This is a genomic window from Streptomyces sp. NPDC000594 (assembly GCF_040299965.1).
In the GTDB taxonomy this organism is placed as follows: Bacteria; Actinomycetota; Actinomycetes; order Streptomycetales; family Streptomycetaceae; genus Streptomyces.
In genome coordinates this window covers 189,257-214,211 of record NZ_JBEPCY010000012.1, presented here as the reverse complement: position 1 = coordinate 214,211, position 24,955 = coordinate 189,257, and the positions used below count along the sequence as shown (strand labels likewise).

The following is a 24,955-nucleotide window of genomic DNA, read 5'->3' as shown; positions in this document are numbered from 1 at the left end:
CATGGACTCCCTCCTCCGCCTTGCGATTGCACGCACCAGACCCCGCCCGGCCCGCCCTCCGGGCGAACGACGCTACTTTGAAGACACTCCCTAGGCCTCGCCCGCACCGCCCTGGTCCGCGCCCTCCGGCTTCCGCCGGGGGGCCGCGGTCCGCTTACGGCCCGACTTCGCCGCCTTGTCCCGCTCGGCCGGCTCGTCCCGCTTGCGGGCCGCGACGGTCTGCGCCATCCCCGGCAGCAGATCGGTGACCAGCTCGTGCATGTCGTGGACCAGGGGCCGCAGCACCCGGAAGCGCGACAGGACGATGCCCCGGGCGGTCAGCCTGGCCCCCTGCTCCGCCAGCTTCCGGCTGCGCTCACGGCCCTCCGAGCGGTCGAAGACCCAGTAGAGGACGAGCCCCATCTGGGAGAGCCACATCAGCTCCGGGAAGGCGTCGTGCAACTCCGCCGGCACCTTGGTCCGCGCCCCGGCCAGGACCTCCCGGTGCACCGAGAGGGCCTCCTCGCGGGCGGGCCCGGACTCGGGCGAGAAGGGGCTCAGCGGACTCTCCGGGTCCGCCGCGTTCTTGAAGAACTGCGCGGCGAACTCGTGGTACGGCTCCGCGATGTCCAGCCAGGTCAGCAGCACCCCGGAGATCCGCTTGTCCAGCGCCGTCTCCCGGTCCAGGACCGACCGGACCGCGGCCTGGTGCTCGGCGGCGATCCGGTGGTAGAAGCCCTGGATCAGATGTTCCTTGGAGGAGAAGTAGTAGTACGCGTTCCCCACCGAGACGCCCGCCTCCTGGGCGATGGCCCGCATGGTGGTTCTGTCGTAACCACGCTCCTGGAACAGCCTGAGGGCCGTTTCGAGGATGAGCGTACGGGTCTGCTCGCTCTTGGGAGCGCTCTTCGCGGGGGGCTGTGCGTCCGTCACGGGGACCGAGCCTAGCCGGGGACCGCGCAGTGGCCGTCGCAGGGATCGGTACCCCACCCGCCGTTCGCCCCGGCGCGCCGCTCGCGGTACTTGGCCGCCGCGAGCATCGTCACCCGGACGAAGGGCCGCCCCGCCGGGGTGGCCAGCCAGATCGCCCGGGACCTGTGGTCGCTCAGCGCCCACAGACAGACGATCCAGGCCGACTGCCCCCGGTAGATCTGCCCCCGGTCCCCGATCACGGTGACCTCCCGCAGGGTGCCGTGGTGGTCGAGGCCGGGGAAGAGCCGCTGTGCCTCCTCGGAGGCGGCGGGGACCATCCGCAGCGGTACGAGCTGGTGCTGGCGCTGGAGCCAGTGCCGCAGATGGACACAGAGCGGGCACTGGGCGTCGTACAGCACCGTCAGTCCCCCGACCGGGGTGCGCTCCGTGAGCGCACCCGTCGCCGCCACCGCCCCGGCCACCGGGGTCACACCCCGCCCTGGCCCGGTGCGGGCTGGAGTCCGGTCCAGCCCTGGGGCGCGACCGGGGGCACCATCTCCCGCTCCATCATGCGGCGGCGGCGGATCCTGCTGAGGACGTACACATTGCACAGATGCATCGCGCCGAGTGCCAGCAGGACGACGCCGAGCTTCATCGAGAGGGCGTCGAAGAGTTCGATCACCTCGGTCACCCGCCCGTCGCCGCGCAGATAGAGCACGACGAAGCCGAGGTTCACCAGGTAGAAGCCGACGACCAGCAGATGGTTGACGGCATCGGCGAGCTTCTCGTCGCCGCGCATCACATCGGCGAGGAAGACCCGGCCGTTTCTGCTGAGGGTGCGTGCGACCCATACCGTCAGCGCGATGCTGACGGTCAGGTAGACGACGTACGAGACCACGTTGAGGTCCATGCCCCCACGCTCCTTGAACGTGTTCAAAAGTTCCGACGGACCTGACCGTAGACCTCTTTTTGAACATGTTCAAGTCGACTGCGAGGACGGTGGAGTGATGGTCATGCGCATGACAACAAGCGGCGCGGCAGGACCCGGATCCCCGGCACCGGAAGGTGCCGGAGGACGCAGGGGAGGTGCCCGGGAGGGACTACGCGCTCAGCAGCCGGGCGTAGTTGATCTGCTCCATGATGTGGTGGATGGCGTAGGGGTTGTGCGCGGGGATCATCGTGGTGTGCTGCCGCCCGCCGCCCGCCACACTGACCTGGATGAAGCCCGTGACCTCCTTCTCCTTGATGAGGAGGAAGAAGAGCCCCAGCAGACAGGCGAGGGCGAAGGTGACGGCGAGGACCACGGCATAGGTCGGGATCTTCTCGGTGGTCTGCGAGAGATCCATCGCATGCCAGACCGCGCCCTTGAGGGGGATGGGCCCCGACGGGGTGAGGATCTGGTCCCCCACCACCGTGATGTCACCGATCGTCAGCACCGGCGCCATGCCCGCCAGGGGCGCCCCGTAGGCGGGGACGGCCATCCCGGAGAGCTGGGCCGGCGGATACGGCTGCTGCGCCGGATACGGCTGGGTCGGCGGCCCCGGCTGCACCGGGGGCGGGTAGCCCTGCGTCGGCGGGTACGGGTGAGGCTGCGGCGGATACGGCCCCGGCGGCGGGGCCTGGGGGTACCCGTACCCCGGCCCGTACCCGGGCGGCTCCGACGGCCCCCACCGGTACTCCGGCTCGCCCTCCGGCCCCGCCGGCTCCCCCGACCCCTCCGACCGGTACGGATTCGGTTCGTTCATCTCCGTGCCCCCGTTCCCTGTCCACGGCCCCCAGGTCGTCTCCCCGCGGCCGTACCCACGATCCTGCCAGGTCCGCCGATCCCCGGTGAAGCCTCCCGGACCGCGCTCCGCCCGGGAGGGTACGCCGAGGGCCCCGGTCCCGGGCGGGATCGGGGCCCTGACGGCCGTGCGCGCCCCGGTCGGGGCGATGGCGGCCGGGATCAGAAGCGGCGCGTGATCAGCGCCCGCTTGACCTCCTGGATCGCCTTGGTGACCTCGATGCCACGCGGACAGGCGTCCGTGCAGTTGAAGGTCGTACGGCAGCGCCAGACGCCGTCCTTGTCGTTCAGGATCTCCAGCCGCTGCTCCCCGGCCTCGTCACGCGAGTCGAAGATGAAGCGGTGGGCGTTGACGATCGCCGCCGGGCCGAAGTACTGGCCGTCGTTCCAGAAGACCGGGCACGACGTGGTGCAGGCGGCGCAGAGGATGCACTTCGTGGTGTCGTCGAAGCGCTCGCGGTCCTCGGCGGTCTGGAAGCGCTCACGGGTGGGCTCATTGCCCTTGGTGATCAGGAAGGGCATGACATCGCGGTACGCCTGGAAGAACGGCTCCATGTCCACGACCAGGTCCTTCAGGACCGTCAGGCCCTTGATGGCCTCGACCGTGATGGGCTTCTCCGGGTTGATGTCCTTGATCAGCGTCTTGCAGGCGAGCCTGTTCTTGCCGTTGATCCGCATCGCGTCGGAGCCGCAGATGCCGTGCGCGCAGGAGCGGCGGAAGGTCAGGGTGCCGTCCTGGTCCCACTTGATCTTGTGCAGACCGTCGAGGACCCGCTCCTTGGGGTCGATCTCCAGCTCGAAGTCCTCCCAGACCGCGTGCTCGGAGATCTCCGGGTTGAACCGCCGGATCCGGAAGGTGACCGTGATGTACGGCGAGGCGGCGGACTCGGCGGGGGCGGACTCGGCCTTGTCCATGACAGGGGTAGCCATCAGTACTTACGCTCCATCGGCTGGTAGCGGGTCTGGACGACCGGCTTGTAGTCGAGGCGGACGGTCTCGGTGCCGTCGTCGCCGACCTCGCGGTACGCCATGGTGTGGCGCATGAAGTTGACGTCGTCCCGGTTGGGGTAGTCCTCGCGGTAGTGACCGCCGCGGGACTCCTTGCGGGCCAGCGCGGAGACGGCCATGACCTCGGCCAGTTCGAGCAGGTTGCCCAGCTCGATGGCTTCGAGGAGGTCCGTGTTGAACCGCTTGCCCTTGTCCTGGATGGAGACGTTCCGGTAGCGCTCGCGCAGCTCCGCGACCTTCTCGACCGCGGTCTTGATCGTCTGCTCGGTGCGGAAGACCATGACATTGGCGTCCATGGTCTCCTGGAGCTCGCGGCGGATCTCCGAGACCCGCTCGCCGCCCTCGGAGTCCCGCAGCTGCTCCACCATCTGCACGACGAGGGAGGCGGGGTTCTCCGGCAGCTCGACATAGTCGGCGGTGGCGGAGTACTCCGCGGCGGCGATGCCCGCGCGGCGCCCGAAGACATTGATGTCCAGGAGCGAGTTGGTGCCCAGGCGGTTGGCGCCGTGCACGGAGACACAGGCCACCTCGCCGGCGGCGTACAGGCCCGGCACGACGGTGGTGTTGTCGGCCAGCACCTCACCCTCGACATTGGTCGGGATGCCGCCCATGGCGTAGTGCGCGGTCGGCTGGATCGGGATCGGGTCCGTGTAGGGCTCGATGCCGAGGTAGGTCCGGGCGAACTCGGTGATGTCCGGGAGCTTGGCGTCCAGCTGCTCCGGCGGCAGGTGGGTCAGGTCCAGGAAGACATGGTCGCCCTCGGGACCGCAGCCGCGGCCCTCGCGGATCTCCGTGTAGATGGAGCGGGAGACCACGTCGCGCGAGGCGAGGTCCTTCATGACCGGCGCGTACTTCTCCATGAAGCGCTCGCCGTCCTTGTTGCGGAGGATGCCGCCCTCACCACGGGCGCCCTCCGTCAGCAGGATGCCCATCCGCCAGATGCCCGTCGGGTGGAACTGGAAGAACTCCATGTCCTCCAGCGGCAGCCCGCGCCGGTAGCAGGCGGCCTGGCCGTCGCCGGTGAGGGTGTGCGCGTTGGAGGTCACCTTGAAGAACTTGCCGGTGCCGCCGGAGGCGTAGATCACGGCCTTCGCCTGGAAGATGTGGATCTCGCCGGTGGCCAGCTCGTACGCCACCACGCCGGCGGACCTCTTGACGCCGTCGACCTCGGTGATCAGCTGGTCCAGGACGTAGAACTCGTTGAAGAACTCCACGCCCTCCTTGACGCAGTTCTGGTACAGCGTCTGGAGGATCATATGACCGGTGCGGTCGGCGGCGTAGCAGGACCGGCGGACCGGGGCCTCGCCGTGGTTGCGCGAGTGGCCGCCGAAGCGGCGCTGGTCGATGGTGCCGTTCGGGGTCCGGTTGAACGGCAGGCCCATCTTCTCCAGGTCGAGGACGGCGTCGATGGCCTCCTTCGCCAGGATCTCGGCGGCGTCCTGGTCGACCAGGTAGTCACCGCCCTTGACCGTGTCGAAGGTGTGCCACTCCCAGTTGTCCTCCTCCACATTGGCGAGCGCGGCGGCCATGCCGCCCTGCGCGGCGCCCGTGTGGGAGCGGGTGGGGTAGAGCTTGGTCAGCACGGCGGTACGGCTGCGCTTGGTGGCCTCGATGGCCGCGCGCATGCCGGCGCCACCGGCGCCGACGATGACGGTGTCGTACTTGTGGATCTTCATTGGTTCGTCAGCCCCGGCTTTAGCGGATGTTCGGGTCGAAGGTGAAGATCACCAGCGTGCCCAGCAGGATGGTGAACACCGTGGCGGTGTACAGCAGGCCCTTGAGCCACAGACGCGTGTTCGGGCGTTCGGCGTAGTCGTTGATGACGGTACGCAGGCCGTTGGCGCCGTGCAGCATGGCGAGCCACAGCATCAGCAGATCCCAGATCTGCCAGAACGGGGAGGCCCAGCGGCCCGCGACGAACGCGAAGCCGATCTTGGACACACCGCCGTCCAGCACCAGCTGGATGATCAGGTGGCCGATGACCAGGACGACGAGCACCACGCCGGAGAGGCGCATGAAGAGCCATGCGGCCATCTCGAAGTTGCCGCGGGTGGCGCGCGGGGTCCTGCCCGTGCGCTTGCGGGGTGCCTCGATCAGTGGAGCGGGGTTGTCCACGTCGTAGACGGGCGCGCCCTCGACGGAGCCGATGGCGGAAGAGGTGTCAGCAGACATGTCCGGACTCAGCTCCCGAAGACTTCGCGTGCGGCGTGACCGAGGACGGGGTAAAGGGCGCCCGCCATCAGCACGATCCAGATGCCCATCACGGTCCAGAGCATCTGCTTCTGGTAGCGCGGGCCCTTGGACCAGAAGTCCACGGCGATGACGCGCAGACCGTTGAGCGCGTGGAAGAGCACGGCGGCGACAAGCCCGTACTCCAGCAGCGCCACGAGTGGCGTCTTGTAGACGGCTACGACCTTGTCGTAGTCCTCGGGGGAGACACGGACGAGAGCGGTGTCCAGCACATGCACGAACAGGAAGAAGAAGATGAGGACGCCGGTGACTCGATGAGCCACCCAGGACCACATTCCTTCCCGGCCGCGGTACAGCGTTCCAGCCGGCACGGAAGAACCCTCCGGGAGCGGGGACTGGGGCCTGCCGGCTTGGGGTGTCGGTCTGGCCCGGCCGGGTACGGTCCACCGGCCCCGGCCATCGTAGCGACGAGTTGTCGGTTCGTTCGCGCGGGGTCCTCAGGTGTGATCAAACAGGCAATCAAACAGCCACGGACGGGCTATCGGGAAGGTGCCTCCCGGCCATGCTCCGGGGGCCTCCGGGGCCGTCGCCCGGGGACCTCCCGGACCCTCCGGGGCGCCGTGGGGTGCGGTGGGGTCCCGTCCCGGCGGTCACGGTGGCGATGGCGGGACCCCTGGGGCGGGTGTTCAATCGCCCCGGGCCCTGGGCTCCGCCCCGGGTGACGCCCCGGGCGGTGTCCCGGACGGCCCGGGGGCGCTTCGGCCCCCGGGTACGGAGATCGGGCAGGAGGTAGCGGAGTGATACGCCACCCTGGGCGGATCCGGTCCGCCGCGACCACGGCGGCCGTCCTGACCACCGTGTTGTCCCTGGCGCTCGGCGGCTGCGCGGAGAACGGATCGGGTGATTCCGGCGAACCCGGCATAGCGGGGGAAAGTCGCGAAACCGATCGTACGGCTGTCGGAGCGGAGGACCGTTCGGCAACCGGCGCCACTCCGAGCCCCTCACCCTCCCGGGTGTATCCGCTCTCCCGGGCTCCCGCGACCATCCCCGCCGTACGGAGCCATGAACCCGCCCGGGGCCCGGGGTGGCGTCCCGCGTCCGGCCGGGCGGTCGTCACCGCCCCGGGCGGCGCGGGGCTGACGGACGAGGCCCGGCTGCTCGCCGGGGAGCTGGGGCTCGCCTTCCGGGGGACGGCCGCCGCCCGCGCGGGCGATGTGGAGCTGGCGCTCACCCCGGGGGCCCCGACCGCCCCCAGGCCCGCCGCGCCGCCCGGAGCGGTGGGCTCCGAGTCGTACACCCTCACCGTCTCGGGCGACCGGGTGCGGATCGCCGCCCCCACCGAGGCGGGGGTCTTCTACGGCACCCGCACCCTCAAGCAGGCGGTCCGCTCCGGCGGCTCGATGCCCGAGGGAACCGTCCGCGACGGCCCCGACCGGCCCCAGCGCGGATTCATGGTCGACACCGCCCGCAAGTTCTTCGACGCCGCCTGGATCGAGGACCGGCTGCGCGAGATGGCCGACCTCAAGCTGAACCAGCTGGGGCTGCACTTCTCCGACGACCAGGGGTTCCGGATCGCCTCCACGACCCATCCGGAGATCGTCTCCCCGCAGCATCTGACCAAGGCCGAGGTACGGCGGATCATCGAGCTGGCCGCCTCGCTCCACATCACCGTGATCCCGGAGATCGACTCACCCGGCCATCTGGGCGCGGTGCTGGCGAAGCACCCCGCGCTCCAGCTCCGGGACGCGGCGGGCCGGGCGGTGCCGGGCGCGGTCGACATCGGGGACCCGGCCTCCGGACGGCTCGTGGACGAGCTGCTGCGGGAGTACGCGGACCTCTTCGACGGGGCGTACTGGCATCTCGGCGGCGACGAGTACCAGGCGCTGACCCGGCGGGACCCGGAGGCCTCCTTCCCGGAGCTGGCCGCCCTGGCCCGGGAGCGGTACGGGCCCCAGGGGCGCGTCCAGGACCTCGCCGCCGCCTGGGTCAACGACCGGGCCGATGTGCTCCGCCCCGACGGCCGCACCCTGAAGGCCTGGAACGACGGCTACACCCGGGGCGGCCGGGAGAGCGTCGCCGAGGACATCGAGGTCGAGTACTGGACCGGCAAGGAGATCGGGGCGCGGCCCCCGGCGGAGTATCTGGCCGAGGGCCGTCCGGTGGTCAACCTCAACGACGAGTACCTCTACTACGTACTCGGCGAGCCCAATGACTTCGTCTATCCGACCGGCCGGCGGATCTACGAGGAGTGGACCCCGCTGGTGCTGCGCGGCACCCGGCCGGTCCCGGCGCGCCACTCGGCGCTGATCCTGGGCGGGCGGTTCGCCGTCTGGTGCGATCTGTCGAAGGCGCAGACCCCGGAGCGGATCGCCCGGGGGATCGCCCTGCCGCTGCGGGCGACCGCGCAGAAGCTGTGGGACCCGCGGACCCCGGCCCGGAGCTGGGCGGAGTTCCGGGGTCTCGCCGACCGTCTCGGGGAGTGAGACCGGGCCCGGATACGGGCAGGGGGGGTGAGGCGGCGCCCGGTTATGGGCAGGGGTGCGCGGTGTGAGTCCGCTCGGGGGTGCGCGGGCCCACACCGCGGCTGCCCGGTGGGCTCGGTGGGCGGGGCGCGCGCCGGACAACGCCGGGCCCCCCGCGCCGAGTTCCGGGTGCGACGAATCTAACAGAAGAACGTGCATATGCGCCTGGCTCATGCCTACCCGGGGGATATCGCCGTACGGGCCACCGGTGATGGGCACAACCGCTCAGCTCCGGACAACCCATGGCGGCGGGGGTGCGGACGGGGTACTTTGCGCCAAGCGGCCCGAAAACCGCGCCGCGAGGGGAGGGGTCGGCGGTGTCGAAGTGCCTGAGGGAACTGATCGCGGAGGCGGATGAGCGAGGGCTGGCCGCCAGCGGGGTGGCCTGCCTGGAACGATGCCTGCCGCTGCTCGCGGCGGAGGCGGACGCCCTGCGTCCGCTCTGGTCCGGCCTGGCCCGGGGCGGCGGGGTCTGGCCCGCGTCGCTCGCCGCCGCGGCCGAGGGTCTCGCGGTGGCCGGGGCGTCGGGAAACGGCGCGGACGCCGCCGGTGAGCCGGCCGCCGCGCTGGTCCGGCAGATGCTGGACGCGGCGCCCGCCGCCTGGGAGGCGGAGCCGCTGCGGGAGTGGGCCGACGACTGCTCGGTGGCCGCGCTCGAACTCCACCACCGGCTCGACGCGGGCCCGGGGCGCGGGGAGCCCGCCGCCACCGATGTGGTGGAGGTCCTCAAGAGCTGCCGTACGGGTGAACCGGCCGGGGCCGGCCCGCTGGTCGCGGGGGAGCTGCGGCGGCAGGTGCGGGTCCTGGAGATCCTGGCCGACGGCACCGGCGGCGCCGGGCTCCGCCAGGTGCTGCGGGTGTCGACCGAGGGACAGCGGGTCCTGCGGGCGGTGGTCTCCCGGCGCTCCCGGGTCGGCGGCTGACCCCCGGTCACCCCGGCTCGTGATCAGTCGTGATCGGGACGGACCGATGGGCGATATGTACGGGTACGGAGTGATCTGCCGGGCGGAGCCCGAGGATCCGGCCATCACCCGGGTGATGGCCACGGGTGCCCGGGGCCGCAGCGGGGAACGAACAGGTAACGGGCCGGGCGGCACACGGGCGAACGGGCCCGGGGCCGGACCGAGGGAACCGGGGGCGCGATGGCGGCGACGGGGACACCCTTGACGGACGCCCGCGGCGGAGAGGTGTATCCGCCGTGAGGGCGGGAAGGCGTCCGCCGGAAGCGGCGGACGGGCGGGCGCGGAACGGCCGCGGGACCGCCGGTTCGTGGCGGGACGCGGGCACCGGCGAGGGAGGACGACCGGGGTCGCCACCCCCCACAGGAGAGACCCCGGCCGTCGTCCGACGGGTGCGCTGTGCGTCCCCGTACTCCACTCAGCGCCGGGCCGGCGATTTCTGTCACACCCGGTCGGGTGACCATATTGTTGCAAGTTGTACGAAGTCATGGACGCGGCTGACGGAACGCCGTAGCGTGCTGATCGCGTCCTGGGGCGCGGGCAGTGGTGACCAGCTGCGATTCGGAACAGGTTGAGGTAGTGCTGGGGGACGACGCGGAGCTGACGGCCGCGGTGCTCGCGGCACAGCAGGGGGACGAGAGCGCCTTCCGGGCTGTGTACCGCGCGGTGCATCCGCGCCTGCTCGGCTATGTACGGACGCTGGTCGGCGATCCGGACGCCGAGGACGTCACATCCGAGGCATGGCTCCAGATCGCACGTGACCTGGACGGCTTCAGCGGTGACGCGGACCGGTTCCGGGGCTGGGCCGCGCGGATAGCCCGTAACCGCGCACTCGACCACATCAGGATGAGGGGCCGCCGCCCGGCGGTCGGCGGCGACGAGACCGAACTGACCGGACGCCCGGCCGAGTCGGACACCGCCGACGAGGCGATGGAGGCCCTCTCCACCGGCAGCACCATGGCACTGATCGCCCGGCTGCCGCAGGACCAGGCCGAGGCGGTGGTGCTCCGGGTGGTGGTCGGCCTCGACGCCAAGAGCGCCGCCCGGACCCTCGGCAAACGCCCCGGGGCCGTGCGGACCGCCGCCCATCGCGGGCTCAAACGGCTGGCGGAGCTGCTGGGGGCGGAGGACCCCGGGGCCCCCGAGGGGACGGCCCGCGCGGAGGGCCGCAGGCAGGACGGGTACACCAAGTACACGGACCGGGCCGGGAGAGCGTACGGTGCGGACGGCGTCGGCGGGGAGGACGGGCGTTCCCCAGGGACGGCTCGGCCCGACCGCCCCCACGACCGCAGTATGGATCTGAACGGCATGCCTCCGCAGCGCGCGTCCCGGCCCGGTGCCACCGCACCCGCCGGTGCGACGCGTACCCGGCTGCGGGCGCAGAGGGACGTGTGATGGCCGAGGACGCGCAAGGCGGGCAGGACTGGCTGGACAGGGCCACGGCCGAGTGGCTGTTGCGCGGGGGGACGGCCGGGGTGCCCGAAGGGCCCGTGACCCCGGCCGCCGGGCGGCTGAACGAGGCGCTGTCCGGGGTCCGCAGGGCGCGGGACGCCCTGCCCGGCGGCGGTGCGGGGGAGCTGCCGGGGGAGGCCGCCGCGCTGGCCGCGTTCCGTGCGGCACGGGAGCGGGCGGACGGCCCGGTCGGGGCGGGCGCGCTCAGTCTGGGGGTCGTACGGCTCGCTCGTCAGCCGCGCCCGGTGCCGTTCGGCGGCCGGATGTCCCGGTCGGCGCGCTCCGGGGTGATCGCCCTGGTGGCCGCGTTCGCCTTCAGCGGGGTCGCGGTGGCGACCGGTACGGGGCTGCTGCCCTCCCCGTTCGCCCAGAGCCGGCCGGGCGTCTCGGGCCAGGGCCCGGTGCTGCCGGATCCGGTCGGCGGGGGTACGCCGGGGGGCTCGGTGCAGGGGTTCGCCCCTCCGTCGCCGCCCGCCGACCGGGACCCGTCCCCCGGGCGGAGCGGGAAGCTCCAGCGGGAGGGCGATCCGGACGGCGCCGGTGACGACGGCGACGACGACGGTGACCGGGACCGGGACCGGCGCCCCGGGGACCACCGGGGTGTGGAGAAGGACTGGCGGCACGGCCCCGACCGGCATCCCTGGATGGGGAAGGCCTGCCGCAAGTACCGGGACGACACCATCGCCGACCGGTGGCGGCAGCGACTGGAGCGGCACGCGGGGAGCGGCGGCGTGGAGGCGTTCTGCGACCAGATCCTGGGCCGTCCCGACCCGGAGACCCGGGGGAGCGGTACGGACGGCGCGGGCGGTGGCCGGGGGTACGGCGGGCGTACGGCGGACGGCTGGCCGGGCCCCGACGGCGGCCCCGACCGGCACCCCGGCGCGGACGGACCCGGCGGCGCGGCCCGGCCCCAGAACGGCGGCGCGGGGGCCGGTTCCGGTGCCCACCACCGCCCGGGTGGGGCGGACCGACCCACTCGCCCGGACCGGGGTGACCAGCCGTACCGGGCCAATGAGCCGTCCACCGGGGACGGCCGCTACGACCGCCCCGCCCACCGGGACACCGACGACGACCGGGGAACCGGTGCGGGCCGGGACCCGGGCAGGACCGCCCGGACCGAGCACCCGGCCCCGTACCCCCTCTTCCCCGCCCCGCAGACCGACCCCACCCGGGCTCCGGTCACCGGACCGCACCATCCGGATTCCGGTCCCCTGGTCCTTGGAGAGCGCCTTTGACCTGCGTCTTTGTAAAAAGACGCAGAGAGGTGTGACGTTTCGCGGGCCGATGGCGCAGTACAGAGTGAGCCGACTGGTCATCGGCGGCGCCAGAAGCCGGGGTTCCCCCCGTACCTACGGCTCGGCGCATCGGCGCGGGTGGGACTCGTTCCCCCGGTCCCACCCGCGCCACTTCTCTTTTTTCCCCCGCCACTTCTCTTTCCCTCCTGCGCCCGGGTGTACTTCCGGTGTCCCGGAGGGGATCTTCCCCGTGTCCTGATCAGGGCCTCACCGGTGGACGACGACCTTGTCGCCCGTACGGACCGCCGCGAACAGCGCCGCGATCCCGGCCTTGTCCCGGACATTGACACAGCCGTGCGAGGCGCCGTTGTACCCCTGGGCCGCGAAGTCCGCCGAGTAGTGCACCGCCTGGCCGCCGCTGAAGAACATCGCGTACGGCATCGGGGTGTCGTACAGCGTCGAGACATGGTGCCGGGACTTCCAGAAGACCTGGAACACCCCCTCCCGGGTGGGGGTGTACTCCGAACCGAAGCGCACATCCAGCGTGGCCCGGACGGTGCCGTCGACCACCCAGGACAGGCTCCGCGTGGCCTTGCTGACACAGAGCACCCGACCGTTCAGACAGCGCGGGTCGAGCCGGGGGCGCGGGGGACGGGGCTTCTCGCCGGAGAGTTCGGCGGCGGTCGGCCGGGTCGTCATCCCGAGCAGCCTCGCCCAGGTCACCGTGTCCGCCTGCCCGGTCCGGGGCAGTCCCCGCCGGGCCTGGAAGCCGTCCACGGCGCTCGCCGTGAGCCGCCCGTAGAACCCGGTGGGGGCCGAGTCGAACCAGCTGATCTGGGCCAGCCTCGCCTGGAGTTCGCGGACCCCGGCACCTTCGTCGCCCCGGCCGAAGAGCACCCGGGGCGCCGGTGTCCGGGACGCGGTGGCCGACGCCGAGGGCTGCACCGGCGCCTCCGGCGACGCCGAGGACGGCGGGGCGGTGGACGGCGGGGCGGTGGACGGCGGGGCGGTGGACGGCGGGGCGGTAGTGGGGGGAGCGGTGGACGGCGGGGCCGTGGTCGGCCGTTGGGTGGGCGACGGAGCCGCCCCGGCACCCGGCGGCCCCGTGGGGGCGGCCGAGGCCGCCGGCTCCTCGCCACGGTCCGAGCAGCTCGCGACGGCGGCGAACGCCAGCAGGAGCGCCGTCGCCGCGACGGACCACCGTGCCCCCGCCCTCGGCCCGTGCGCCGCCCCGGGTTCTCCCGTATACGTCATGACCTTCCCCCACTCCCCGTACCCGCTGTGCGGGCATCCCTCCGTACGGCGTTCTCCGGTACTCCCCGGTACTCCCCGGCGATTCCCACCCCGCCGGGTCCCGCGTTCCCGCGCATTATGGGGAAAACATCCCGGCACGGAAACAGGGAAGGCCGAAAATGACACGCCAGTCCGAGTCCGGGCAGCCCATCGAGCCGGTATACGACCAGAAATCGCTGACGGGCTGGGATCCGGCGGTGAAACTGGGCGCACCCGGTTCGTACCCGTACACCCGGGGTGTGTACCCCACCATGTACACCGGCCGCCCCTGGACGATGCGGCAGTACGCGGGATTCGGCACCGCCACCGAGTCCAACGCCCGCTACCGGCGGCTCATCGACCATGGCACCACCGGGCTCTCGGTCGCCTTCGACCTGCCGACCCAGATGGGCCACGACTCCGACGCGCCCCTCGCCCGGGGCGAGGTCGGCAAGGTGGGGGTGGCGATCGACTCCATCGAGGACATGCGGGTGCTCTTCGACGGGATCCCGCTGGACCGGGTCTCCACCTCGATGACGATCAACGCTCCCGCCGCCGTGCTGCTGCTCCTCTACCAACTGGTCGCCGAGGAACAGGGCGTACCGGGCGACCGGCTCACCGGCACCGTCCAGAACGACATCCTCAAGGAATACATCGCGCGCGGCACCTATATCTTTCCGCCGGAACCCTCGCTGCGGCTGGCCGCCGATGTCTTCCGCTACTGCCGTACCGAACTCCCGCAGTGGAACACCATCTCCGTATCCGGCTATCACATGGCCGAAGCCGGGGCGACCCCCGTACAGGAGATCGCTTTCACCCTGGCCAACGCCATCGCCTATGTCCGTACCGCACTGGACGCCGGAATGGAGGTGGACGCATTCGCACCCCGTCTCTCCTTCTTCTTTGTCGCGCGGACCACCCTGCTCGAAGAAGTGGCGAAATTCCGGGCCGCCCGCCGGATCTGGGCCCGGGTGATGCGGGAGGACTTCGGAGCCCGCGACCCCCGGTCCTGGATGCTCCGCTTCCACACCCAGACCGCGGGGGTGCAGCTCACCGCCCAGCAGCCCGAGGTCAATCTGGTACGGGTGGCCCTCCAGGGCCTCGGCGCCGTCCTCGGCGGCACCCAGTCGCTGCACACCAACGCCTATGACGAGGCCATCGCCCTCCCGACGGAGCGGGCCGCCCGGCTCGCCCTCCGTACCCAGCAGGTCCTGGCGTACGAGACGGATGTCACCGCCACCGTCGACCCCTTCGCCGGTTCCTACGCTGTCGAGTCGCTCACCGACCGCACGGAGACGGAGGTGCTCGCCCTGATGGAACGGATCGAGGAGCTGGGCGGCGCGGTGCGCGCGATCGAGCACGGCTTCCAGAAGGAGCGGATCGAGGAGAGTGCCTATCGCGTCGCCCGGGAGACCGAGTCCGGGGAACGGGTGGTGGTCGGCGTCAACCGTTTCGTCCTGGACGAGGAGGAGCCCTACCGGCCGCTCCGGGTCGACCCCGGGATCGAGGCCCGGCAGACCGAGCGGCTGGCCGCGCTGCGGGCCGGGCGGGACGGGGCGGCCGTCACCCGGGCCCTGGCGGAGGTGCGCTCGGCGGCCCGGGGCACGGCCGGACTGCTGCCACCGCTGCGGGAGGCCCTGCGGGCCCGGGCCACGGTGGGGGAGGTCTGCGACGCGCTGCGCGCGGAGTGGGGCGAGTACACGCCCCGCTGAGGTTTCCAGCCCCTGGGTATCGGTTCTGACCAGGGCCTTCCGTCCCTATGGCCGATTCGCATCCCTGTGCGACACTCCCACTCATGCTCGGCGTCACTGACCTCCCCACGTACCTCGCCGGCCTTGTGCTGATCATCCTGATCCCGGGGCCGAATTCGCTCTATGTGCTCTCGGTGGCCGCCCGCCGCGGAGTGCGACAGGCGTACGGGGCCGTCGCCGGGGTCTTCCTGGGCGACACGATCCTGATGGTGCTGGCCGCGGCGGGCGCGGCCTCGCTGCTCCAGACCAACGATCTGCTCTTCGGCGTGGTGAAGCTGCTGGGCGCGGGCTATCTGACCTGGATGGCGATCGGCATGCTCCGGGCGGCCTGGTCGATGTGGCGCACCCGCCACGAGCGCCGCGCCGAGGACCCCGGCACGGAGCCCGAGGCCGCGGGGACCCGGGAGCTGCCGTTCCGCCGGGCGCTGGTGATCAGCCTGCTCAACCCGAAGGCGATCCTGTTCCTCATCGCCTTCTTCGTGCAGTTCGTCGACCCGGCGTACGCCTATCCCGCGCTCTCGTTCCTGGTGCTCGGGAGCTGTCTCCAGCTCGCCAGCCTCCTCTACCTGAGCGGGCTGATATTCACCGGCACCAAGCTGGCCGCCGCCTTCCGGCGCCGCCGGGTGCTCTCGGCGGGGGCGACCTCGGCGGCGGGCGCGCTCTTCCTCGGCTTCGCGGTGAAGCTCTCGCTCAGCAGCGCGTGACCGCCCGCTCACCGCTGCGGTCGGCGCGGTCCGGGGGGATGCTGGAGGGAGTCGGCCAAGGAGGTGCGGCCATGGCTGCTGCACGGACCCATGAATGGACCGTCGGCCTCGTCCTCACGGAGGAGGACGGCACGACCCGGGCACGCGCGGTGCTCGACACCGGCACCACGACCCTCACGGGCCGGGGGAGCGCCCACTGCAATCCGCTCGATGTCGACATCCCCGAGATCGGCGAGGAACTGGCGGCGGGGCGCGCGATGCGCGATCTCTCCGGCCGCCTGATGCGGGCCGCCGACCGCGACCTCGAATCGGTGGGCGCGGGCCCCCCGAGCCACCCCGAACAGACCCCTCTCTTCGGTTGGCCTCCGGAGCCCTGCTAGGCCGTGCCGCCGGCGTCCCCGAGGTAGCTCGTTCGAGCGACTGGCGTCCGGTTCGGCCGCCGGTGCTGTCGCCGGGGCGTTAGTTACGTGCGGTGTACCTACCCCTCGGCTCCGGCTGCGTGGCCGGGGGTGTCGATCGATGCACCCGGAGGCACGAGAGCTGTGCGTAGCTGGCGCTTCACCTTGCATATTCAGGGCCCACTGACGCCGGAGCAGTCCGACGCCCTCGACTGGTCGGACAGTTTCAGCGATGGCCGGGCCACCCCGGTCACGGGCCCGGGAACGGCGGAGTTCTGGTGCCACTTCGACGCGGAGCACCTGACGGAGGCCATCGCGGAAGCTCTCGAAAGGTTCGAGGACCTTCCTGGTGTCCTCGTCCGCAGTGTCGAGCTGGACGAGATGGCGCTGGAGGACAACGGCATGTCGACCCCGGCCGTGGTCCCCGCGCCGCCTCCGGTGGGAGCCACCCCTCCGGCAGTCTGACAGCAGCCCGTCGACGGCGGTCAGTGCAGTCCGGACGAGCAAGGCCCCCGCTCCACGGACATCAAGTTGGCGTCGTCGTCGTACACATGCCGCGTCACCACCTCCCCGTGACACTCGGGGTCGGGGCACGGCTCGTTCATCTCGATCACGGCCCCGAGCTGACGCACGCGTTCCCAGGTGTGGCCGCACCGACCGCACCGGCCGTGGAAGACCACGCCGTCGCACCGGTCGCAGAGGTGCCCCAGGGACGGCTGGAACGGCCCTGACGGGGGTGGGGGGTTGAACGGTGATGGAGGATTCAGACTCACGGTGTTCTCTCCCTTCCCCTTCACCATGCCCGCGCCGAGGGGCCCGTATCTCAGGTTCGGTCAGGGTGACACCCCAACCCCATCGACTGGCCCCCGGAGCCCCGCTGGATTCTGCCGCCGGTGTCCCCGAGGTAGCTCGTTCGGGCGACTGGCGTCCGGTTCGGTCGCCGGTGCTGTCGCCGGGGCGTTAGTACGTGGTGGCATGGGACTTGGTGACCGGCACCAGAAGAAGGATGTCGAGGCGGCGCTGAGGCGTGCGGAGGCGGCGGGGCTCAAGGTGACGCACGACAAGAACCGCCATCGGTGGGGCTGGGTCATCTGCTGCCCCTGCACCAAAAGGCATCGGGTGCACTGCACCCCCCAGAACCAGGGAAGAGAGGCACGCTCGATCGATGATTTCGTCAAGGACCACCGTGGCTGTTCGTGAGTGGGACTTCATCCTGCATCTTCAAGCGCCGCTGACGCCGGAGCAGTCCGACACCCTGGATGGCCTGGACAGTTTCAATGACGGGCGCATGAGCTTGGTCGAGGGCCCGGACTCGGCAGAGTTCTGGTGCTCCTTCGACGCGGAAACACTCACCGGGGCCATCGCGTCCGCGCTCGATCTCTTCCAGGACTTCCCGGGGGTTCTGGTCCGCAGCGTCGAGCTGGGCCCGCGTGCCCTTGAGTACAACGGCATGGCAACACCTGCCGTGGTCCCCGCGCCACAGTAGTCGGGGTAGCCGCTGGGACACCTCGTGCGGTCACTCAACTGGGTGACGGGCACGAGGTTTCTTTTACGCTCATTGGCGCCAACTCCGTTGCAGAGAAGGGGCGGAGAGTTCCCTGTCGGCGTACTCTCGATGGTATGAGCGACGCGGGTAGGCACGTCAAGGATGTACGTAAGCGCCGGGGGCTCACGCAGCGGGGCCTTGCCGATGCCTCGGGTGTCTCACTGTCGATCATCCGGAAGCTTGAACAAGGTGAGCGCGAGACCGTTCGCCTGGAAACCCTGAGGAAGCTGGCGGCGGCACTCCGGGTACCGACCATGCGCTTGTCGGGCGGCCCTAACGAAGAGGGCCCTCGGGAAGGAACCAAGGAGCGATGGGCGGCCTTGCGTGCCGCACTTGAACAGCCCCCGCTCGCCCTGGGGTCAGATGATGATCAGCCGACGGTGGCCGGCCTGCGAAACGCCCTGACCGCCGCTGAGCCCATGCTCAGGAAAGACGAATTCGCCAAACTCGCTGTTGTGCTGCCACCGCTCCTGCATGACGCCGAAGCGCTGGGGAGCGATGGCCGGGCCATCCGTGTACGGCTCTTGCAGCTCGCCGGGTGGCTCATGGTCCAGACGCGTCAGTTTGCATCGGCGGAGGTGGCCCTCAATCGTGCACTCGATGACGCGGGAGACCGTATGGAGGGGGCGGCCACAGTAAATACACAGTGCTTTCTCCTGCTTCGTCAGGGAAAGCTCGATTCTGCTTTGGATCTTGCCGTTAAATGGGCGGATGAGACAGAGCCCAGGGTGACTCGGGCGACCCCTTCCGAGCTGAGTTCATGGGGGTGGATGCTTCTTCGGGTGTCAGCGGCCGCGATGCGGAACTCCCAGGATGGACAGGCTGCCGATGCGCTTAGATTCGCCCGCGCTGCGGCCGTTGCGCTGGGGCGCGAGTTCGCTCCCGAAAATGACTTCCTCCGCACCTTTGGGCCTACGACTGTGCATCTCAAGCGTACGGAGAATGCGAGCATCGCAGATCGCCCGGACGTCGTTCTGCGTCTCGCTGATAAAATTCCTGCCTACGCGCTGAAGCCAACCAGCACCAACCGGAATCGTCACTACTTGGACGTGGCCGAAGCGTACGCGAAAACGGGACAGTATGCCGAGGCATTCGGAAAGCTGGAGCAGATCAGGGCCAGCAGTCCGGAGTGGCTGCCCAATCAGCGATATGCCCGCGACATCTTTGCCAGGATCGCCAAGGGTCGCCGGACCCTGACCAGTGAGATGCGGACCATGGCCGATGCCGTGGGGATGCCCCTGTAGTTCAACCCTTGGCGTATGTCACTGAGGTGAGTGGTCTGAGTGCTGCGGGGCCACGAGGCTCATGCCCGTCACCCAGTTGGGTGACGGGCGCAGATCGTTTCCGGACCGTCCGGCGCCAACTCTGTTGCAGAGAAGGGGTGGAGAGTTCCCTGTCGGCGTACTCTCGATGGTATGAGCGACGCGGGTAGGCACGTCAAGGATGTACGTAAGCGCCGGGGGCTCACGCAGCGGGGCCTTGCCGATGCCTCGGGTGTCTCACTGTCGATCATCCGGAAGCTTGAACAAGGTGAGCGCGAGACCGTTCGCCTGGAAACCCTGAGGAAGCTGGCGGCGGCACTCCGGGTACCGACCATGCGCTTGTCGGGCGGTCCCAACGAAGAAGGCCCCCGGGAAGGAACCAAGGAGCGCTGGGAGTCTCTCCGTTCCGCACTCGAACAGCCCCCTCGAATGCCTCAGTCGGATGACGATCAACCCACCGTGGCTGGTGTACGAGATGCATTGAGCGCCACTGAGCCCATGTTCAGGAAAGACGAATTCGCTAAGCTCGCCCTTGCTCTTCCATCACTTCTGCAAGACGCTGAAGCACTGGGAGATGCCGGACGTGAGCTTCGGGTCCGACTGCTGGAGCTTTCCGGATGGCTCATGGTTCAGACGCGTCAGTTTGATGTCGCTGAAACTGCTCTGCAACGCGCCATGAGTGAAGCATCTGACCGCCTGGAAGGGGCGGCTGTCATGAATACATGGTCCTGGCTGCTGATGCGCCAGGGAGAGCTGGAGAAGGCTCATGACCTTGCCGTGAAGTGGGCGGACGAGACCGAGCCTCGCATCACCCGCGCGACTCCCGAAGAGCTGAGCGCTTGGGGAATCATGCTCCTCAGAGTGTCGGGGTCGGCCATCCGCAACGCTCATCCTGGCGTCGCCCAGAATGCACTGCGTTTCGCCAATTCAGCTGCTGCGGCTCTTGGGCGGGAGTACACACCCCGAAACATCGGCCGGTCGAGCACATTCGGCCCCACCAGAGTCAGGCTCCATGCCGCAGAGAACGCATCTGTAATGGATCAGCCCGATCTGGTGTTGCGTATTGCGCGAAAAATCTCGGTACGATCGCAAGGGTCGAACAATCGCAATCGTCACTTCCTCGATGTGGCGGATGCCTACGCCAAGACGGGAATGTATATGGAGGCGTTCGGGCAGTTGGAGCAGATCAGGGCCAGCAGCCCGGAGTGGCTGCCCAATCAGCGATATGCCCGCGACATCTTTGCCAGGATCGCCAAGGGTCGCCGGACCCTGACCAGTGAGATGCGGGCCATGGCCGATGTCGTGGGGATGCCCCTGTAGTTGAACCATTGGGGTACTTCACGGGGGTGAGCGGTCGGAGTGCCACAGACGCCACCCCTTTCGCTGAGTAGTTTCTTCGTCACTTAGCCGAACAATGAGCAGGTGGCGAAGTGGCAACTGAGGTCTTATGGACCCTCTCAACCTGGACCGCATGGTTCCTTGTGCCCAAGAGGCGCGAATACCATGTACCCCGTGCTGAATTGCGGCAGCCGAAGCGGGATTCAGAGTTCGCATTCGAGCAGCGGGTGATCGCCGGACCTCCCTACCGGGAGGTGATCCGTGAGCGAGCACCCACCGTCTGACGACGCCCCGCCCTCGACTGGGGACAGTCCTCTCCTCCTCGCTCTCCGTCGGCGGATACAGCGCGATCACGAACTCCGCGCGAGGTTCGGACCGTTCCACTCCATGGTCGGAAGGACACCGCCATGCGTGAGCAGCGGCGACGACACCGCCGGTCGATAGCCCGGACCGTGGCCCTGCTCACGGCGTGGTCGCTCTCCGTCGGTCTGCACGCCCTGGGCGTCGCCGACCGGCTCTAGAGACCCCGTCCTCCGTGGCGCCGGCAGGTTCAGCGGTGTTCCTCTCACCGGCGCCACGGAGGGCGGTTCCCCAAGCGGGTCCGCCCGAACCCCTGCCCTGGGCGGGCCTTGTTCCCGGACGCACCCCACGCCCTTCCCAGGGGTTCCCGGGAACACCAGGGCCCCGGCCGTTCACCCCCGCACGGACGGCCGGGGCCCGTCCAGCCAACACACCCCCACTTTCAGGGAGACAGCCATGTCCCTCAATGCCACTCCGTCCCCCGATGGCCCCTACGGTCTGCGCATGATCCGCCTGCGTGACTGCGACAGCCCCCAGCCCGCGCTGATCGTCCCCCGGGTCGCCCTCACCGTCTTCGCCGCCGACATCCGTGCCGGAAGGCTGGACCACCTCCTGGCGACCGACGCCGAGATGGCCGAGGCACGGAAGACCGCCCGCTGGTCCCACCAGACGCCCGAGCCGGACCTCCTCTGACCCCTCCCCGTCGCGGTCTGCCCGCACCACAAGGGGGTCCGTTCCTCGTGCAACGAGGTCGGGGGGTGCAGGGTCGCCCCCGCAGGGGACCGGCGGACGGCCCCCGAGCTTGGCCTTCTCCTCAGTCTGCCGGCCCCGAGGAGGTGAGCCCGGAGGCCCCCGCCCCCGCACATGCGAGTCACCTCGCGTCCAATCCCCCTTGTGGCAAGGGCTGCCCGCACAAATCAAGCCTGTCCGGCGTTTGAGGACGGACCCCAGCCCCGAGTCACCTCGGGCGGACGTCGGGGCCAACCCCGAACCCCGCTCCTCAAACGCCGGAGGGGCTGAGATTGAGGCACCTGTCGGGGGCCAGCCCCCGAGACCCCCGCGCCTCAAGCGCCGGCGAGGCTGAGTTTCGAGGCCCCTGCGCCTCAAGCGCCGCAGAGGCTTGCTTCAGCTGGGGGTCGGGTCCTCGTACACCAGGCGGTCGGCCACCTCGACCACCCCGTCGACGCTCTCGCAGAGCCTGAGGAGGACCGGGCGCAGGTCGTCGCGGTCCACCGTGCCGCTGAGGGTGACGCGGCCGTCCGTGACGTCGACGGTCAGGGCGGAGGGGGAGAGGCCGAGGGTGTGGGTGAGGACGTCCTCCAGGATCTCCTCCTGGATCGCCCGGTCCCGGCGGAGGAAGAGCCGGAGGAGATCGCTGCGGCTCACCACCCCGGTCAGCCGCCCCGCCCGGTCCACCACGGGCAGTCGTTTGATCCGGTGCTCCTCCATGACCTTCGCCGCGCGGATCACGCTCCAGTCCGGCTCGGCGACGATCGCCGGGCTGGACATCAGGCCCTCGGCGGTGCTCGCGGTGGTCCGGGAGGTCTGGCGGCGCAGCAGGTCCGCCTCCGAGACCACCCCGATCGGGCGCTCCTCGTCGTCGATCACCGGTACGGCCGTGATCCCGTACTCGTCCAGCAGCCGCGCGATCTCCTTGAACGCGGTGCCGGGCTGTACGGCCACGGCCACGGGGGTCATCAGATCGGCGATCGTACGGTGCCTCATCGCCCGCCCGCCCCTTTCGTATCCGCTGGTCACATCGTGGGTCCCGGCTCAAGCCTGCGGTGTGCGGCGGCTTCGCGCACAGGGACCTTGGGCCCCTTGTGCGGCGTACCGGACCCCCCATGATCGTCCATGGGCGTCCCGACAGCGGTTCGTGGGTCGGACATCAATGGGCAAAAGTGAACCATTCACCCTCATGGGTCGGGCCAGCCGGCCAGGGGCGTCAGCGGCGGGCAGCCGCGCGCTTCAGACGGCGGGCGCGGCGGATCACCTCCCGGACGGCTGCGTTCCGGGGCACCGGGACCCCGCCGGGCAGCCCCAGCGCGGTCAGCCGCCGCCGCTTGAAGTAGCGGCGCGTCCGCGCCTCCCCCGACCGCTCCGCGAGAAAGCGCTCGGCCCGCTCCCGCAGATCCGGCCTGATCTGCGGCTGCATGGCGAAGCCGACCGCCGCCACCAGCCCGGGCAGGTCCCGGTACGGACCTTCGCCCCCGGAACCCGGCCCGGCCGCGTCCCCGTCCGACGGTGCCAGCGAAGGCACCACCGCGTCGACGATCGTCAGCGGCACCCGGTTGCTGTTCTGGTACGGCGCCAGCCGGTCGAGCAGCGGTCCGGTCCCCACCCGGGCCACCGCCAGGCCGAAGAGCCGGGACGCCGTCATCAGCGCCGTCGAGAAGCACCCCACCACCAGCGCGGGCCGCTCCCGCAGACAGACCACCTCCGCGAGGACGGGCCGCTCCACCACCTCCAGCTCCGCGTCCAGCGCCGCCGCCTCCTGCTCCAGGGCGCGGGTCCAGGCGGCGGGCGCCGTCGGATGCGGCTTGAAGAGGAGCCGGCGATGGCCCCGCGCGACCGCTCCGCGCACCATCCGCAGATGCAGCTCCTCCTCCTCGTCGGCGGTGAGGATGCCCAGCGCCGCCAGATACTGGCCGAGCAGCAGCGCCCGCCCGCCATCGGACTCCGCCAGGGACAACGGCTCCCCCGGGGACGACGGCTCCGCCAGGGCCAGCTCCTGGAACACCTTCACCAGCGCGTCCGACGGCACCACCTCCGCCACCGCCCCGAACTCCGCCAGCAGCAGCGGTTCGAGGCCCGGCACCAGATCGGGGTGGAGCACCCGCCGTACCCGCTCGCCCACCAGCGGATCGATCCTGTTCCGCGTCGGCCCGTAACTCATCAGCCCATCCGCGTACACATCCAGCGCCGCGTCCGGGAAGAGCTGGGCGATCGTCAGCCCCGGGCTGACCTGGATCGACTCCACGGCCAGCTCGATCCTGTCCTCACCCAGCCCCCAGAGCATCCGCAGCTGGCGGCTCCACAGCGGACGGTCGTCCGCGCGCGGGGTCCAGCCCCCCGGATGGAACGGGGCGATCGTCTCGTTCCAGGACACCACCTCGTCGAAGCGCCCGCGAAGCCGCTCGAACCCCGGCATCTGGGTCGGCCCGGGCGAGGTCTCCGGCACCACCGCGTTATTGGCGACCAGCAGCAGCCGCCGGTCCGCCGCCGGAAAGGCCCCGCTGTCGATCGCCGCCGCCAGCGTCGCGATCCCGTACAGCGAGGAGGCGTAGAAGATCTGCGTGGTCCGCCGCGCCATCACGCCGCCACCTCCGCACCGGTCAGCGGATGACGGCGACGCAGCCGGCGCAGCCGTCCGGCCCGCTCCCCGCCCATCGCGCCCAGCACCTCGTCCAGCACATCCTGGGGCATCCGCCGCAGCGCCGCCCCGCCCTGTGCACGCAGCGCACGTGCCACGGCGGGCTCGAAACGGTCCGATCCCAGATGATGGGCCATTACCGCGCAATATGTACGGACCGCTTTCGGCAGCAGCCGCGCGGAATCCCGGTCGGCCGCCGTCTCCGCCAGTACCTGATCGAAAGCCCGAAGGAAATCCAGCTGCCGGACATCGCCTATCTGCGTCAATGAGGAGGCGATTCCCCGGCGGTAGAAGATGCTCAAACCACTGACCACCGCAAAGGAATCCGCCTCCCGGTGCAGACGCCAGATCCAGGGCCGGTCCTCGGCGGTCCGCAATCCGTCGGTGAAGTGCAGAAGCCCCTTTTCCAGCAGCTCCCGGCGATACATTCCGGCCCAGGCGTACGGATAGTCGACGGCGGTGGAACGGTCCGCCGGGAGAATCGTGTCCCGGGGGTCGAGCACCTCACCGCGCCGCCCCACCGGCACCCGGCACACGGTCCGGGCCCTGGCGGTGCACTGCACATGGTCGGTACGGACGAAGGCGCAGTCCAGCTCCTCCAGCGCCGCCAGCAAACCGGCGAAGTGGCCGGGCGCCACCCAGTCGTCCCCGTCCAGAAAGGCGAGAAAGTCGCCGCGCGCCGCGTCCAGACCGGTGTTGCGCGCGGTCGCCAGACCGCCGTTGCGCTCGTGCCGGATCAGCCGGGCACCGGGGATCTCCTCCGCCGCGCGTTCCAGTATCCCGTCGGTGCCGTCCGTCGAACAGTCGTCGACCAGCAGGAATTCATAGTCCTCCCGGGCATTGAGCCGAAGACTTCGCAGAGTTTCTGACGCGTATGCCCGGACGTTGTAGAACGGCACGATGACGGAGAGCTTGACCACCCGCATGACCTTATGGACCCTCGCCGTCATCCGCTCTTTCCATCAGGCGGA

The 24,955-nt window shown here is 70.4% G+C and carries 25 protein-coding genes; 13 read left to right on the top strand and 12 right to left on the bottom strand.

The window, feature by feature from the left end:
• Positions 1-90: 90 nt before the first annotated feature.
• The 8 genes from ABT354_RS19330 to sdhC all read right to left on the bottom strand — a co-directional run bounded on the left by ABT354_RS19330 (position 91) and on the right by sdhC (position 6,243).
• Positions 91-912, bottom strand: coding sequence for a TetR/AcrR family transcriptional regulator (locus tag ABT354_RS19330; protein ID WP_351495247.1), 822 nt, complete (start codon positions 910-912; stop codon positions 91-93).
• 11 nt (positions 913-923) lie between these two features.
• Entirely contained in the window at positions 924-1,373 is a 450-nt protein-coding gene (locus ABT354_RS19325; protein WP_502983452.1) for a thiol-disulfide oxidoreductase DCC family protein, read from the bottom strand.
• A 5-nt stretch (positions 1,374-1,378) separates the two neighbouring features.
• Positions 1,379-1,801 (bottom strand): hypothetical protein, encoded by a 423-nt coding sequence (locus tag ABT354_RS19320; RefSeq protein WP_351495243.1) that lies wholly within the window; start codon positions 1,799-1,801, stop codon positions 1,379-1,381.
• A gap of 190 nt (positions 1,802-1,991) precedes the next feature.
• Positions 1,992-2,441: a hypothetical protein gene (locus tag ABT354_RS19315; RefSeq protein ID WP_502983447.1), complete on the bottom strand. Its 450-nt coding sequence runs from the start codon at positions 2,439-2,441 to the stop codon at positions 1,992-1,994.
• A 395-nt stretch (positions 2,442-2,836) separates the two neighbouring features.
• Positions 2,837-3,604, bottom strand: a complete 768-nt coding sequence (locus tag ABT354_RS19310) for a succinate dehydrogenase iron-sulfur subunit (RefSeq protein WP_351495239.1) — start codon at positions 3,602-3,604, stop codon at positions 2,837-2,839.
• Positions 3,604-5,358, bottom strand: a complete 1,755-nt coding sequence (gene sdhA / locus ABT354_RS19305; protein ID WP_351495237.1) for a succinate dehydrogenase flavoprotein subunit — start codon at positions 5,356-5,358, stop codon at positions 3,604-3,606. Before sdhA ends, ABT354_RS19310 begins: the two co-directional genes overlap by 1 nt.
• A 19-nt stretch (positions 5,359-5,377) precedes the next feature.
• A complete protein-coding gene (locus tag ABT354_RS19300) occupies positions 5,378-5,854 on the bottom strand; it encodes a succinate dehydrogenase hydrophobic membrane anchor subunit (RefSeq protein WP_351495235.1) in 477 nt (158 codons plus the stop codon).
• 8 nt (positions 5,855-5,862) lie between these two features.
• Positions 5,863-6,243 (bottom strand): succinate dehydrogenase, cytochrome b556 subunit, encoded by a 381-nt coding sequence (sdhC, locus tag ABT354_RS19295; RefSeq protein WP_351495233.1) that lies wholly within the window; start codon positions 6,241-6,243, stop codon positions 5,863-5,865.
• Between the two features lie 426 nt (positions 6,244-6,669).
• Here sdhC and ABT354_RS19290 point away from each other — a divergent pair, with 426 nt between their 5' ends.
• The 4 genes from ABT354_RS19290 (at position 6,670) to ABT354_RS19275 (ending at position 12,040) form a co-directional block, all read left to right on the top strand.
• Positions 6,670-8,355, top strand: coding sequence for a beta-N-acetylhexosaminidase (locus tag ABT354_RS19290; protein WP_351495231.1), 1,686 nt, complete (start codon positions 6,670-6,672; stop codon positions 8,353-8,355).
• Between the two features lie 356 nt (positions 8,356-8,711).
• Positions 8,712-9,317: a hypothetical protein gene (locus tag ABT354_RS19285; RefSeq protein WP_351495229.1), complete on the top strand. Its 606-nt coding sequence runs from the start codon at positions 8,712-8,714 to the stop codon at positions 9,315-9,317.
• Between the two features lie 615 nt (positions 9,318-9,932).
• Positions 9,933-10,748, top strand: coding sequence for an RNA polymerase sigma factor (locus tag ABT354_RS19280; RefSeq protein ID WP_351495227.1), 816 nt, complete (start codon positions 9,933-9,935; stop codon positions 10,746-10,748).
• Positions 10,748-12,040, top strand: coding sequence for a hypothetical protein (locus tag ABT354_RS19275; protein ID WP_351495225.1), 1,293 nt, complete (start codon positions 10,748-10,750; stop codon positions 12,038-12,040). Before ABT354_RS19280 ends, ABT354_RS19275 begins: the two co-directional genes overlap by 1 nt.
• Before the next feature lie 267 nt (positions 12,041-12,307).
• Here the strand turns inward: ABT354_RS19275 and ABT354_RS19270 are convergent, their stop codons facing one another.
• The gene (locus tag ABT354_RS19270) at positions 12,308-13,294 is read right to left on the bottom strand and encodes a L,D-transpeptidase family protein (RefSeq protein WP_351495223.1); all 987 of its coding nucleotides are present in this window, start codon (positions 13,292-13,294) and stop codon (positions 12,308-12,310) included.
• A gap of 158 nt (positions 13,295-13,452) precedes the next feature.
• On the opposite strand from ABT354_RS19270, the gene ABT354_RS19265 reads away from it, so the two are divergent.
• From ABT354_RS19265 to ABT354_RS19225, 9 genes are all read left to right on the top strand, one after another.
• Positions 13,453-15,024 carry an acyl-CoA mutase large subunit family protein gene (locus tag ABT354_RS19265; protein WP_351495221.1) on the top strand — a complete coding sequence of 524 codons (1,572 nt, stop codon included), beginning with the start codon at positions 13,453-13,455 and terminating at the stop codon, positions 15,022-15,024.
• 83 nt (positions 15,025-15,107) lie between these two features.
• Positions 15,108-15,767 (top strand): leucine efflux protein LeuE, encoded by a 660-nt coding sequence (gene leuE / locus ABT354_RS19260; protein ID WP_351495219.1) that lies wholly within the window; start codon positions 15,108-15,110, stop codon positions 15,765-15,767.
• A gap of 71 nt (positions 15,768-15,838) precedes the next feature.
• The gene (locus ABT354_RS19255; protein ID WP_351495217.1) at positions 15,839-16,147 is read left to right on the top strand and encodes a DUF1876 domain-containing protein; all 309 of its coding nucleotides are present in this window, start codon (positions 15,839-15,841) and stop codon (positions 16,145-16,147) included.
• 162 nt (positions 16,148-16,309) lie between these two features.
• Positions 16,310-16,630, top strand: a complete 321-nt coding sequence (locus ABT354_RS19250) for a hypothetical protein (protein WP_351495215.1) — start codon at positions 16,310-16,312, stop codon at positions 16,628-16,630.
• Positions 16,631-17,140: 510 nt separating this feature from the next.
• On the top strand, positions 17,141-17,365 hold the full coding sequence (locus tag ABT354_RS19245; RefSeq protein ID WP_351495213.1) for a hypothetical protein: 225 nt from the start codon (positions 17,141-17,143) through the stop codon (positions 17,363-17,365).
• A complete protein-coding gene (locus ABT354_RS19240; RefSeq protein ID WP_351495212.1) occupies positions 17,331-17,651 on the top strand; it encodes a hypothetical protein in 321 nt (106 codons plus the stop codon). Before ABT354_RS19245 ends, ABT354_RS19240 begins: the two co-directional genes overlap by 35 nt.
• 134 nt (positions 17,652-17,785) lie before the next feature.
• Positions 17,786-18,955 (top strand): helix-turn-helix domain-containing protein, encoded by a 1,170-nt coding sequence (locus ABT354_RS19235; RefSeq protein ID WP_351495211.1) that lies wholly within the window; start codon positions 17,786-17,788, stop codon positions 18,953-18,955.
• A gap of 171 nt (positions 18,956-19,126) precedes the next feature.
• Complete coding sequence (locus ABT354_RS19230) at positions 19,127-20,293, top strand: helix-turn-helix domain-containing protein (protein WP_351495209.1); 1,167 nt, start codon at positions 19,127-19,129, stop codon at positions 20,291-20,293.
• Between the two features lie 822 nt (positions 20,294-21,115).
• Positions 21,116-21,304 carry a hypothetical protein gene (locus ABT354_RS19225; RefSeq protein WP_351495207.1) on the top strand — a complete coding sequence of 63 codons (189 nt, stop codon included), beginning with the start codon at positions 21,116-21,118 and terminating at the stop codon, positions 21,302-21,304.
• Positions 21,305-21,736: 432 nt separating this feature from the next.
• On the opposite strand, the gene ABT354_RS19220 is transcribed toward ABT354_RS19225, so the two are convergent.
• The 3 genes from ABT354_RS19220 to ABT354_RS19210 all read right to left on the bottom strand — a co-directional run bounded on the left by ABT354_RS19220 (position 21,737) and on the right by ABT354_RS19210 (position 24,904).
• Positions 21,737-22,336 (bottom strand): CBS domain-containing protein, encoded by a 600-nt coding sequence (locus tag ABT354_RS19220; RefSeq protein WP_351495205.1) that lies wholly within the window; start codon positions 22,334-22,336, stop codon positions 21,737-21,739.
• Positions 22,337-22,556: 220 nt separating this feature from the next.
• Positions 22,557-23,924 carry an alpha-2,8-polysialyltransferase family protein gene (locus ABT354_RS19215; RefSeq protein ID WP_351495203.1) on the bottom strand — a complete coding sequence of 456 codons (1,368 nt, stop codon included), beginning with the start codon at positions 23,922-23,924 and terminating at the stop codon, positions 22,557-22,559.
• The gene (locus tag ABT354_RS19210) at positions 23,924-24,904 is read right to left on the bottom strand and encodes a glycosyltransferase family 2 protein (protein ID WP_351495272.1); all 981 of its coding nucleotides are present in this window, start codon (positions 24,902-24,904) and stop codon (positions 23,924-23,926) included. Before ABT354_RS19210 ends, ABT354_RS19215 begins: the two co-directional genes overlap by 1 nt.
• Positions 24,905-24,955 lie beyond the last annotated feature (51 nt).

Bases quoted from the DNA above. Each gene is read 5' to 3' on its own strand.
- ABT354_RS19220 (WP_351495205.1), bottom strand. From the start codon at position 22,336: ATGAGGCACCGTACGATCGCCGATCTGATGACCCCCGTGGCCGTGGCC.
- ABT354_RS19300 (WP_351495235.1), bottom strand. From the start codon at position 5,854: ATGTCTGCTGACACCTCTTCCGCCATCGGCTCCGTCGAGGGCGCGCCC.
- ABT354_RS19275 (WP_351495225.1), top strand. From the start codon at position 10,748: ATGGCCGAGGACGCGCAAGGCGGGCAGGACTGGCTGGACAGGGCCACG.
- ABT354_RS19270 (WP_351495223.1), bottom strand. From the start codon at position 13,294: ATGACGTATACGGGAGAACCCGGGGCGGCGCACGGGCCGAGGGCGGGG.
- ABT354_RS19255 (WP_351495217.1), top strand. From the start codon at position 15,839: ATGGCTGCTGCACGGACCCATGAATGGACCGTCGGCCTCGTCCTCACG.
- ABT354_RS19245 (WP_351495213.1), top strand. From the start codon at position 17,141: ATGGGACTTGGTGACCGGCACCAGAAGAAGGATGTCGAGGCGGCGCTG.
- ABT354_RS19215 (WP_351495203.1), bottom strand. From the start codon at position 23,924: ATGGCGCGGCGGACCACGCAGATCTTCTACGCCTCCTCGCTGTACGGG.
- ABT354_RS19320 (WP_351495243.1), bottom strand. From the start codon at position 1,801: ATGGACCTCAACGTGGTCTCGTACGTCGTCTACCTGACCGTCAGCATC.
- ABT354_RS19230 (WP_351495209.1), top strand. From the start codon at position 19,127: ATGAGCGACGCGGGTAGGCACGTCAAGGATGTACGTAAGCGCCGGGGG.
- ABT354_RS19240 (WP_351495212.1), top strand. From the start codon at position 17,331: ATGATTTCGTCAAGGACCACCGTGGCTGTTCGTGAGTGGGACTTCATC.
- ABT354_RS19235 (WP_351495211.1), top strand. From the start codon at position 17,786: ATGAGCGACGCGGGTAGGCACGTCAAGGATGTACGTAAGCGCCGGGGG.
- leuE (WP_351495219.1), top strand. From the start codon at position 15,108: ATGCTCGGCGTCACTGACCTCCCCACGTACCTCGCCGGCCTTGTGCTG.
- sdhA (WP_351495237.1), bottom strand. From the start codon at position 5,358: ATGAAGATCCACAAGTACGACACCGTCATCGTCGGCGCCGGTGGCGCC.
- ABT354_RS19265 (WP_351495221.1), top strand. From the start codon at position 13,453: ATGACACGCCAGTCCGAGTCCGGGCAGCCCATCGAGCCGGTATACGAC.
- ABT354_RS19310 (WP_351495239.1), bottom strand. From the start codon at position 3,604: ATGGCTACCCCTGTCATGGACAAGGCCGAGTCCGCCCCCGCCGAGTCC.
- ABT354_RS19225 (WP_351495207.1), top strand. From the start codon at position 21,116: ATGATCCGCCTGCGTGACTGCGACAGCCCCCAGCCCGCGCTGATCGTC.